This is a genomic window from Pseudoalteromonas sp. 78C3 (genome assembly GCF_002836695.1).
GTDB lineage: Bacteria > Pseudomonadota > Gammaproteobacteria > Enterobacterales > Alteromonadaceae > Pseudoalteromonas > Pseudoalteromonas arctica.
Window position 1 is genome coordinate 1 of sequence record NZ_PJAV01000095.1, and the last position, 9,450, is coordinate 9,450.

The 9,450-nt window shown below is 38.6% G+C and carries 8 protein-coding genes and 1 pseudogene; 2 read left to right on the forward strand and 7 right to left on the reverse strand.

The window, feature by feature from the left end:
* Positions 1-124 precede the first annotated feature (124 nt).
* On the reverse strand, positions 125-493 hold the full coding sequence (locus CXF76_RS02435; RefSeq protein WP_028834999.1) for a MerR family transcriptional regulator: 369 nt from the start codon (positions 491-493) through the stop codon (positions 125-127).
* Between the two features lie 51 nt (positions 494-544).
* Positions 545-934: a Cd(II)/Pb(II)-responsive transcriptional regulator gene (gene cadR, locus CXF76_RS02440; protein WP_002962247.1), complete on the reverse strand. Its 390-nt coding sequence runs from the start codon at positions 932-934 to the stop codon at positions 545-547.
* A 78-nt stretch (positions 935-1,012) separates the two neighbouring features.
* Here cadR and CXF76_RS02445 point away from each other — a divergent pair.
* Together CXF76_RS02445 and CXF76_RS02450 are read left to right on the forward strand one after the other, a co-directional pair.
* A pseudogene (locus CXF76_RS02445) lies at positions 1,013-1,743 on the forward strand (transglutaminase-like domain-containing protein).
* Complete coding sequence (locus tag CXF76_RS02450; protein ID WP_002962252.1) at positions 1,730-2,617, forward strand: cation diffusion facilitator family transporter; 888 nt, start codon at positions 1,730-1,732, stop codon at positions 2,615-2,617. Before CXF76_RS02445 ends, CXF76_RS02450 begins: the two are co-directional and overlap by 14 nt.
* A gap of 84 nt (positions 2,618-2,701) precedes the next feature.
* On the opposite strand, the gene CXF76_RS02455 is transcribed toward CXF76_RS02450, so the two are convergent.
* From CXF76_RS02455 to CXF76_RS02475, 5 genes are all read right to left on the reverse strand, one after another.
* Positions 2,702-5,830 (reverse strand): efflux RND transporter permease subunit, encoded by a 3,129-nt coding sequence (locus CXF76_RS02455; protein WP_002962253.1) that lies wholly within the window; start codon positions 5,828-5,830, stop codon positions 2,702-2,704.
* Between the two features lie 10 nt (positions 5,831-5,840).
* Complete coding sequence (locus tag CXF76_RS02460) at positions 5,841-6,737, reverse strand: efflux RND transporter periplasmic adaptor subunit (protein WP_002962254.1); 897 nt, start codon at positions 6,735-6,737, stop codon at positions 5,841-5,843.
* Between the two features lie 70 nt (positions 6,738-6,807).
* The gene (locus tag CXF76_RS02465; protein ID WP_002962255.1) at positions 6,808-8,100 is read right to left on the reverse strand and encodes a TolC family protein; all 1,293 of its coding nucleotides are present in this window, start codon (positions 8,098-8,100) and stop codon (positions 6,808-6,810) included.
* Between the two features lie 73 nt (positions 8,101-8,173).
* Positions 8,174-8,470 carry a hypothetical protein gene (locus CXF76_RS02470; RefSeq protein ID WP_232007049.1) on the reverse strand — a complete coding sequence of 99 codons (297 nt, stop codon included), beginning with the start codon at positions 8,468-8,470 and terminating at the stop codon, positions 8,174-8,176.
* An 85-nt stretch (positions 8,471-8,555) separates the two neighbouring features.
* On the reverse strand, positions 8,556-9,450 hold an 895-nt coding region (locus tag CXF76_RS02475), incomplete at its 5' end, for a cation diffusion facilitator family transporter (protein WP_198551840.1).

The window sequence follows — 9,450 nt, forward strand, 5'->3', positions numbered from 1 at the left end:
AGCAGGCCGTGCCGCTAGCCAAACGCCACTAGAGCCTACTCTGTCTAATATTTTATTTATCATTTGAAAGTCTATTGGTTGATATTACCATCATTCTAAACTCCGTATATAAGTACGGAGTCAATCATTTTAATGAATCAATTATGGGGCAATGTGTTGGATCTTCGTTTTGCATACAGGTATTTGTCATATCCACAATTACTTTCTCTAAACGTTGAAGGTCATTAATTTTGTCTCGAATGATTGCTAACTTTTGTCGGCTTAATAGCTCAACTTGAGTGCAGTTGCTGTCCATAGACATTAGCGATTTTATTTCTCTTAACGTAAAGCCGAGCGCTTTGGCTTTTGTGATAAACCTAAGTTGTCCTGCTATTGTTTCGTCATATTGTCTATAACCAGATATTGGTTTTTCAGGTTGTGTAATCAGCCCTTCTCGTTCATAAAAACGAATGGTTTCTACATTTAAATTTAATGATTGTGCTAATTTGCCAATGGTTTACATTATTGCCTTTGTGAATACTACTAATCTAAAGTTATATTTAGTTTAGCTATCCAATGATTTGATGATGCCGCACGCTTCAATTGTATTGTCTGAACCACAAGCACTTGCCATCTGTTGTAATTCAGCTTTAAGCGCCCTTAATTCTTTCATACGTTTATTCACTAGTGCAAGTTGCTGATCAATTAATGCATTAACGCTAGAGCAGCTTTCTTCTGGCTTATTTTTTAATTCGATAAGACGTTTAATATCATTGAGTGATATATCTAGGCTGCGACAATGCTTTACGAATTCCAATTGTTTAAGTGCTTTACTATCATACAGCCTGAAATTACCTTCTGAACGGTTTGGATTTAACAGTAATCCTTCTCTTTCATAATATCTAATCGTTTGTATTGAACAGCCCGATTTTTTTGACAATTCGCCTATTTTCATCAATTTCCCCCAGACATTTGACTCTATAGTTACTATAGGATCTATAGTATAGGTATGCAACGAAAGGGATATATAAAAATGACTGAGAAATATTTAAACAATACGAATATCGTTAATTTTGAACACAAAGATATCCAATCCCTGATCGATCAACGAGGGTGGAAAAATTTGGATAATTTCAACAAAATTGGTGCCGCTTATCAGTTTGTAAAAGATGAAATAATGTTTGGCTATAACAAGAGTGATGATATTTCAGCAAGCGATGTGCTAGCAGATGGTTATGGACAATGTAATACTAAGGGTAATCTGTTAATGGCACTATTGCGTGGACTAGGTATCCAGTGTCGTTTCCAAGGTTTTACCATTGATCAGCAACTATAAAAAGGTGCTATCCTAAGCTTGTATTTTGGTTAGCACCTAAATACATCATTCATAGTTGGGTAGAAGTTTACTTTGAAGGGCGTTGGATAAACTTAGAGGGCTTTATATTGGATGAGCAATACTTAAGCTCACTACAGCAGAAATTTAGCCAAGCAAAAGATGAGTTTTGTGGTTATGGTGTTGCAACAAAGTGCTTATCTTCACCCGGTACGGATTGGCGTGGAGAGGATACCTATATTCAAAAAGAAGGTATTCATGACGACTTTGGGCTTTATGATTCACCAGATAAGTTCTATCTCGAAAAAGGTACTAATCTATCAGGTGTAAAACGTTGGTTGTATCAACGAGTGATCCGACATTTGATTAATATGAATGTATCAAAAATAAGAAATAAAAAAGTACTGGAGGTACAAAATGCACAACCATAGTCACAGTCATCAGCATGGTAAAGACGACCGGATTGGTTGGGCATTTTTCCTTAATGTGATATTTACCATTATCGAATTTATAGGTGGTTGGCTCACAAACAGTACGGCGATAATGGCGGATGCCGTTCACGATCTTGGTGATAGTCTTTCAATAGGTTTTGCGTGGATTTTAAGTCGTTTTTCAGATAAAGAAGCATCAGACAAATTCAGCTATGGTTATCGCCGACTTACACTTTTTGGTGCATTGGTAAATAGTATTGTTTTGATTATCGGCTCTATTTGGGTTTTATTTGAAGCAATACCTAAGCTGTCCAATCCTGAAATGCCTGTAGTTGAGGGGATGTTAGGGCTAGCCATACTCGGTGTTGCCGTAAATGGTTATGCGGTATTCAAATTAAAAGCGGGTGAAACACTAAATGAAAAAGTGCTGACATGGCACCTACTTGAAGATGTACTCGGTTGGGTTGCCGTTCTTATAGTCTCTATTGTATTGTTGTTCGTTGAACTGCCGATATTAGATCCTCTATTATCAATAGGGTTTACGCTGTTTATCTTATTTAACGTTTTCAAAAATCTTAAATCAACATTGGTGCTTTTTCTTCAAGCTGCACCCGATAAAGAGACCCAAGAGCGTATTAAGCAGTCATTAATTGAATTTCCTGAAGTAAATGGTATACACCATATGCATTTTTGGTCACTGGATGGTGAAAGTCACGTTTTAACAGCGCACCTTGAGCTGAGTGACAACTTTGACGTTAAAGAATTAATTAAGCTTAAACAAGAGGTTGCAGCTAAATTATCTTCCTATCATTTATCGCATACGACGATAGAGTTTGAGTTTTTAAATGAAAATTGTAGGGATGAAGCAGAGTAAGTTTTATCAATAAAATTTTGGAGCATACAATATAAAAAGCAGCTTAATTAGGCATAACTTAGTAATTAAGCTGCTTTTTTGCTTTTAGATTTCGTCGGATTGCTGTTTGTTACTCTCAGCGCCATGCGCCCATTGATATAAAATAGGCAATACAAACAAAGTTAAAATGGTAGAAGATACAATACCGCCGATAACAACTGTTGCTAGTGGTCGTTGTACTTCTGCACCAATTCCAGTGTTTAACGCCATTGGAATAAAACCTAAACTTGCGACCAGTGCCGTCATTAAAATAGGTCTTAAACGAATGATGGCACCTTCAATGATCGCTACGTATAGGTCGCCTTTTTCATGCCAAAGATCTCGAATAAAAGCCAACATAACCAAGCCATTTAATACTGCGACACCTGACAATGCAATGAAGCCGACACCTGCCGAAATTGATAAGGGCATGTCTCTTAAATAAAGTGAAAATACGCCCCCTGTTAATGCTAAAGGCACGCCACTGAAAATGATTAATGCATCTTTTAATGAACCAAATGCTATAATCAAAATACCTAGGATAACAACCAATGTTATCGGTACAACTAGGCTTAATCGCTTACTTGCTGATTCTAGTTGTTCAAACGTTCCACCATAATCAAGCCAGTATCCTGCTGGAATTTCTCCTTCCTGATTAATTTTAGCTTTAACTTCTTTTACAAAACCGCCTAAATCTCTACCACGAACATTGACGGTAACCACAACTCTTCTTTTTCCGTTCTCTCGGCTAATCTGCGCGGGTAAAGACTCTGATTTAAGCTCTGCAACTTCTTCAATTGGCACATAGTTACCATTCTCAAGTGGAAGCGGCAGATGCTTCAAGCTATCGATATCCGTTCTTATTTGCTCTGGTAGGCGAACAACTAACTCAAACCGTCTGTCACCTTCATAAATGATCCCCGCAGATTCACCGCCAATCGCAGTGGCAACCCAGTCTTGCAATTCGGTAACGTTCAATCCATACCTACCAAGCGCTTCTCGTTTAGGAATTACTGATAAAGATGGAACACCTGTGACCTGTTCTATTCGAGCATCAGCGGCACCATCCACGGTTTTCACAATATTTAGAATATCTTTTGCGGTAAGTAATAACCGATCCAAATCATCACCAAATATTTTGATGCCGACATCAGCTCTAACGCCAGAAATCAATTCATTGAAACGCATTTGAATAGGCTGAGTGAATTCATAGTTGTTGCCTGGAATGTTTTTCAGTACTTTTTCCATTTCTTCAACTAATTCACTTTTTGGTTTTGAAGGTTCGGCCCATTCTTTACGTGGTTTTAAAATAACAAAGATATCAGCAATACTCGGTGGCATTGGGTCGGTTGCTACTTCTGGTGTGCCAATGCGCGAGAATACTTTATCAACTTCAGGAAACGCTTTAATACGTTGCTCAAGTACTTCTTGCATTTCTACTGATTGCTCTAGGCCAGTCGATGGAATTCTTAATGCCTGTAGTGCAATATCACCTTCATTTAATTGAGGAACAAATTCTGTCCCAAGCGTAGTTGCTAACCAAAGGCTATACCCCATTAACAGCGTTGAGAATGAAACAATAATCCAACGAAATTTCATCGCCATTTTTAACAATGGTTCATAAATAGACTTGGTTGAACGAATAACTACACTTTCTTTTTCGCTGATTTTACCTTTCATAAACACAGCTACAGCAGCAGGAACCAGTGTAACTGAAAGGATCATTGCGGAAATTAACGCCATAACGACAGTTGCCGCCATAGGGTGGAACATTTTCCCTTCAACGCCAGTTAGCGTGAAAATGGGGATGTAAACAACAGTGATAATTGCCACACCAAACAAGCTTGGACGTATCACTTCTGAAGTGGCTTCAAAAACGGTATTTAGGCGTTCTCTTAAGTCTTGCCTATGACCGTTGTGTTGGGCCTGTGCTAACCTACGGACAGAGTTTTCAACGATGATTACAGCCCCGTCCACTATCAAGCCAAAGTCCAATGCGCCGAGACTCATTAAATTGGCAGATACTCCTGCTTGCACCATACCTGTGATTGTCATTAACATGGAAATAGGGATAACAGCAGCGGTAATGAGAGCTGCACGTAAATTTCCAAGTAGAATAAATAACACAACAATAACTAAAAGCGCACCTTCAACGAGGTTTTTGGTAACGGTTGCAATCGCTTTATCTACTAACGTTGTTCTGTCGTAAACAGGCTCTGCGGTAATGCCCTTTGGCAGAGATTTTTGTATTTCGCTGAGCTTATGTTCCACTTCTAAAGCAACGGTGCGAGAATTCTCACCAATCAGCATCATGGTTGTACCAAGCACTGTCTCAATGCCATTACGAGTAGCAGCCCCTGTTCTAAGTTCTTTGCCTATAGCAACATTGGCAACATCACTTATTTTTACAGGAATACCATCGTTCTTTTTGATGATGACATTGAGGATTTCATCCATTGTCGCAAGTTGCCCGATGGAGCGCACTAACACTTGTTGTCCGTTTTGCTCAATATAACCCGCGCCACGGTTATCATTATTTTTACGTAATGCATCAGAAACGTCTTCAAAGCTTACCTGATGAAAAAGTAATTTTTCGGGTTTCGGCGTTATATGATACTGCTTGTTATAGCCGCCGATGCTGTTGACCTCAATGACGCCTTTAACTTGAGCCAATTGCGGTTTAATGATCCAGTCTTGTATTTCTCTTAAGGCAATAGCGGTATAAGGCTCTCCATTAGGCATTTTAGCGTCAGGAGAAGCTTGTACGGTATACATAAATATTTCACCAAGCCCTGTGGAAATAGGACCCATCTCTGGCTCTAAGCCAGAGGGAATAACGCCTTTTATCGCAGCTAATCTTGCATTGATTAAGTTGCGTGCGAAATAAATATCGGTTCCCTCTTCAAAGATAACGGTCACCTGGGATAAACCATATCTTGAAAGAGAGCGGGTGTGAGACAGCTTTGGTAGTCCAGCTAATGCGTTTTCTACTGGAAAAGTTACCCTTTGCTCCGCTTCTAAAGGTGAATAACCGGGGGCAGAGGTATTTATTTGTACCTGTACGTTTGTTATATCTGGAACAGCATCAATGGGAAGTTTTTGATAACTCCACATACCAACGCCGATGATTACCATCAGCAAGCTTAATACTAAATAGCGCCTATTTATTGCAAGACGCAAAATTGATTCAATCATATTGCGTCTCCTAATCGTCGTCTTCTACTTCAGATTTCAAGATATCTGCTTTAATCAGATAACTGTTTTTGTTTACATATTCAGCGTCTTTACTGAGGCCATCAATGACCTCGATATAGTTTTTGTCTGAACGACCAAGGACAAGTGGTGCAAACTCGTACTCTTCATTTTCTTTTACAAAGACACCTAATTGTCCACCTAGCTCTTGTATGGCAACTTTCTCGACCGCTAAATCCACCTCAAATTGGTTTATCTTTACGTTGCCTTTTAATAATTGACCTGACGTTAGCTTTAACTCAGTGTTGTTTAATCGTACCCGTGCTAAAACATAAGGCTGATCTTTAGCTGGAATAATATTAGTGATGACTGAACTGAATGCGTGTTCACCTTGCTCAATATCAACATGCTGACCGACTTTGATTTGATTATATTGGCTGGTAAACACCTTAAATTCAGCCCACAAGGTGTCAAATTTGACGATTTCAAACAAGCTAGTGTTTTGCGTGATACCGCCAATATTTCCATTTCGCTGTAAAACAGTCCCAGAAACAGGCGATGTTATTTTATAAGTATTTAAGCTCTCATTAGATTCAATAACGGCTAATAGATCGCCTTTTTTTACCGTATCACCAACAGTGAAGTTTATTGTCTTTATAACGCCGTTATATCTAGCGCTAACTTGAAATAATTGTTCAGCGCCTATCGTCGTAGAGCCGTATACAGGGATAGTTTGGTTCAACGTTTTTGAAGCTAAATAGGCTGTTTCAACACCAACCTTTTTTGCCATGTTATTGTCGATTTTGCTTATGCCTTCTTCGCCTTCATGTTCATCTTCACTAGCGAAAACACTTTGAATGGGTGATAGATACCCAATAAAAATCAATAGTGCGAGTAAATAGTTTTTCATTTTGAATTCCTAAACGATTCAGTTAATCACTGAATCAATAAATTGTTATTAAACTTAAAGTGATGTTTATTTAGAGTGACAGCGCTTCGTTTGTTAGTTTTTCTATCTCTGCGCCATAAATTAGGGCAGCAGATGCCGCGTCAATAAGGGTTCGCCGAGCATTTAACAGCTCTTGTCTAGCCGATACATAATCAAGATATCCATATCGACCTTTTTGATAGGCGTCTTGAGTATCTTCCAGTGCATCTTCAAGCATTGGGATAACCGACTGCTTTAATGAATTAGCTGTTAATATGGCTTGTTTTCTATTGGAGTATGCTCGTAGTAAGTGATTTCTAAATCTTAACTTAGTCGCCTCTTTCTCTATGGCAACTTGGTCACGCTCTGCTAGCGCACTAGCGATTGCGCCAGAATTTCGCTTTTCAGCAAACAAAGGTAAGCTAAAGCCAGCGACCAGTGCCGTATCATTGGCTTCTTGAGAGCGCCTAACACCAACAGACCATTTGATATTGGCCGTTGACTCTGTTTTAGCCAACTGTAACTCGGCCTCTTTTAGTCGCTGCTCACTTGCATAAACTTGAATAGCAGGGTTTTTCTCTAATTTCGCAAAGAGACTACTAAAATCACTATCATTGCCAAACTGAAACAGATCTCCAGTTACTCTAGAGAATGACACTGATGTTTCTCCCCAGTAAGCTGATAAAGAAAGCTTTAGATATTCCAAGCGCTTTTGTTCAGATTGAAGGGTGAGGTTAGCCTGAGCAATAACTGCTTTTGAGCGTTTCACTTCAGCCTCAGGAGTAGCACCTGCGCGGTTACGCTGAGATACAATCTCTAAGGTTTCTTGTGCTAAGCTCAAAGCATTTTCTGCCAATATAACTCTTTGTTGGGCTGCAAGTACTTCCACGTACTTCTCAGTGACTTGAGCCATTAAATTAAGCGCAGAGACTTCTTTTTCAGCAGTGAGTAGTGTTCTTGATTTTGAAACAATTCCAATCCGCGCTGAGCGTTTATCTCCCATTTCGATAACCGAAGATAGAGCGACTGTTAATTCAGCACTGTCGAATGTATTAAATTCACCTGAGCCTGCAAAGTTCTCAGCTTCAAGCTCTAGTTCATAAGCAGGATTTAAACTTGCGATTTGTTCTCGTCCAATTAATGCCGTTTGCTTGAAATCAAATATTTTAAGTTCTGGATTTTGTTTAAGCGTCCACTGAATTGCCTCTTGAAGGTTTAACTGCTTCTCAAAGGCATAAACATTAAATGTAAAAAGTGACAAAGCGAGAAACGCGATATATTTAAGCCGAGGTGTTACACACCTTAAAATTGCTATCTTGCGATGCACACAGGTATTAAGTGCCATGTATACTTTCCTATAAATTTATATGTGATATTTAGGTCATTAACATTTGACCTTTCTTAATTTTCTATAAAATTTAGGCGTATTTAGGTGGGCGGAATGGCACCGAGATATAGCCTTTTAGCTCAGGGGAAACTAAGGCGTAGGTAGGGAAATATTCTATTGCTTGTAAAATATTACAAGAAGAATCTGTATTTAAAAATAACTGACAGCAGCAACAAAAATTACAATTATCAATTAAAGTTTGGCTATTACCCTCCTCAAATAAATTAGAGCTTTCAGGAGCTTTTAGCGGGGTAATAGACTCAGTTAGTGATATATTAAAAGAACTTTCAATTAAGTTTCCTTCAATCTCTTCTTGCGAAAAAAACACAGACTGCACCGCGATTAAAATCATTATCACGTATGATATATATGGTTTAAAATATGACGGGTGCATTCTTTTAACTACTTTCTACTTAAGACTTTAGCTGTAAGATGCGGCGAGCACCGTTTAAAACGACAACAGCAATAATCAAACCAATCACTAAATCTGGATAACGGCTGCTAGTTACTGTAACTAATAAGCCAGCTAAGATTACACCTACGTTTGCGATTACGTCATTTGCGGAAAAAATCCAACTCGCTTTCATATGAGCGCCGTCTTCTTTGTTGCCAAATATTAAAAACAGACAAGCAATGTTAGCGATTAGTGCTATTCCACCAAATATCATCATTAAAGAAGAGATAGGTTCACTACCGTAAATAAAGCGTCTTACGACTTCACTCAAAGCACCTAGCGCTAGAATAATTTGAAGTACACCAGATATATGTGCCGCTCTAAGTTTCATGCTTATGCTTTTACCGACAGCATATATAGCTAAACCATAAACAGCAGCATCAGCAAACATATCTAATGAGTCGGCAATAAGGCCAGCAGATTGCGCAATAATCCCAGCAATTACTTCTATAAAAAACATGACTCCATTAATGGCTAACAACCATTTTAGCGTTGATGCTTCTTTCATCTCATTTTTTTGGGCTAGATCTTTTGCTTTTGCAGCTTCGGTGCTGCAACTTTCTTTAGTTGATGCCAACTCTGCACCGAGATTGAGTTGTTGTAATTTTTTTGTTATCTCATCTAAATTTTCATCATGAAAAACCTTGACTAAACGGCTAGGAATATCAAATTGCAACCCAACTGAAGGCTCAATTGAGTCAAGTGCTAACCTAATCAATCTCTCTTCTGAAGGACAGTCCATTTGAGGTACTTTAAATGTACTGACAAACGCGCCACTATAGTTATCTAATTGTGTATCAATTTTTACATCTTCATTGGTAGAAGATGATTGACACTGACCACTACATTTTTCT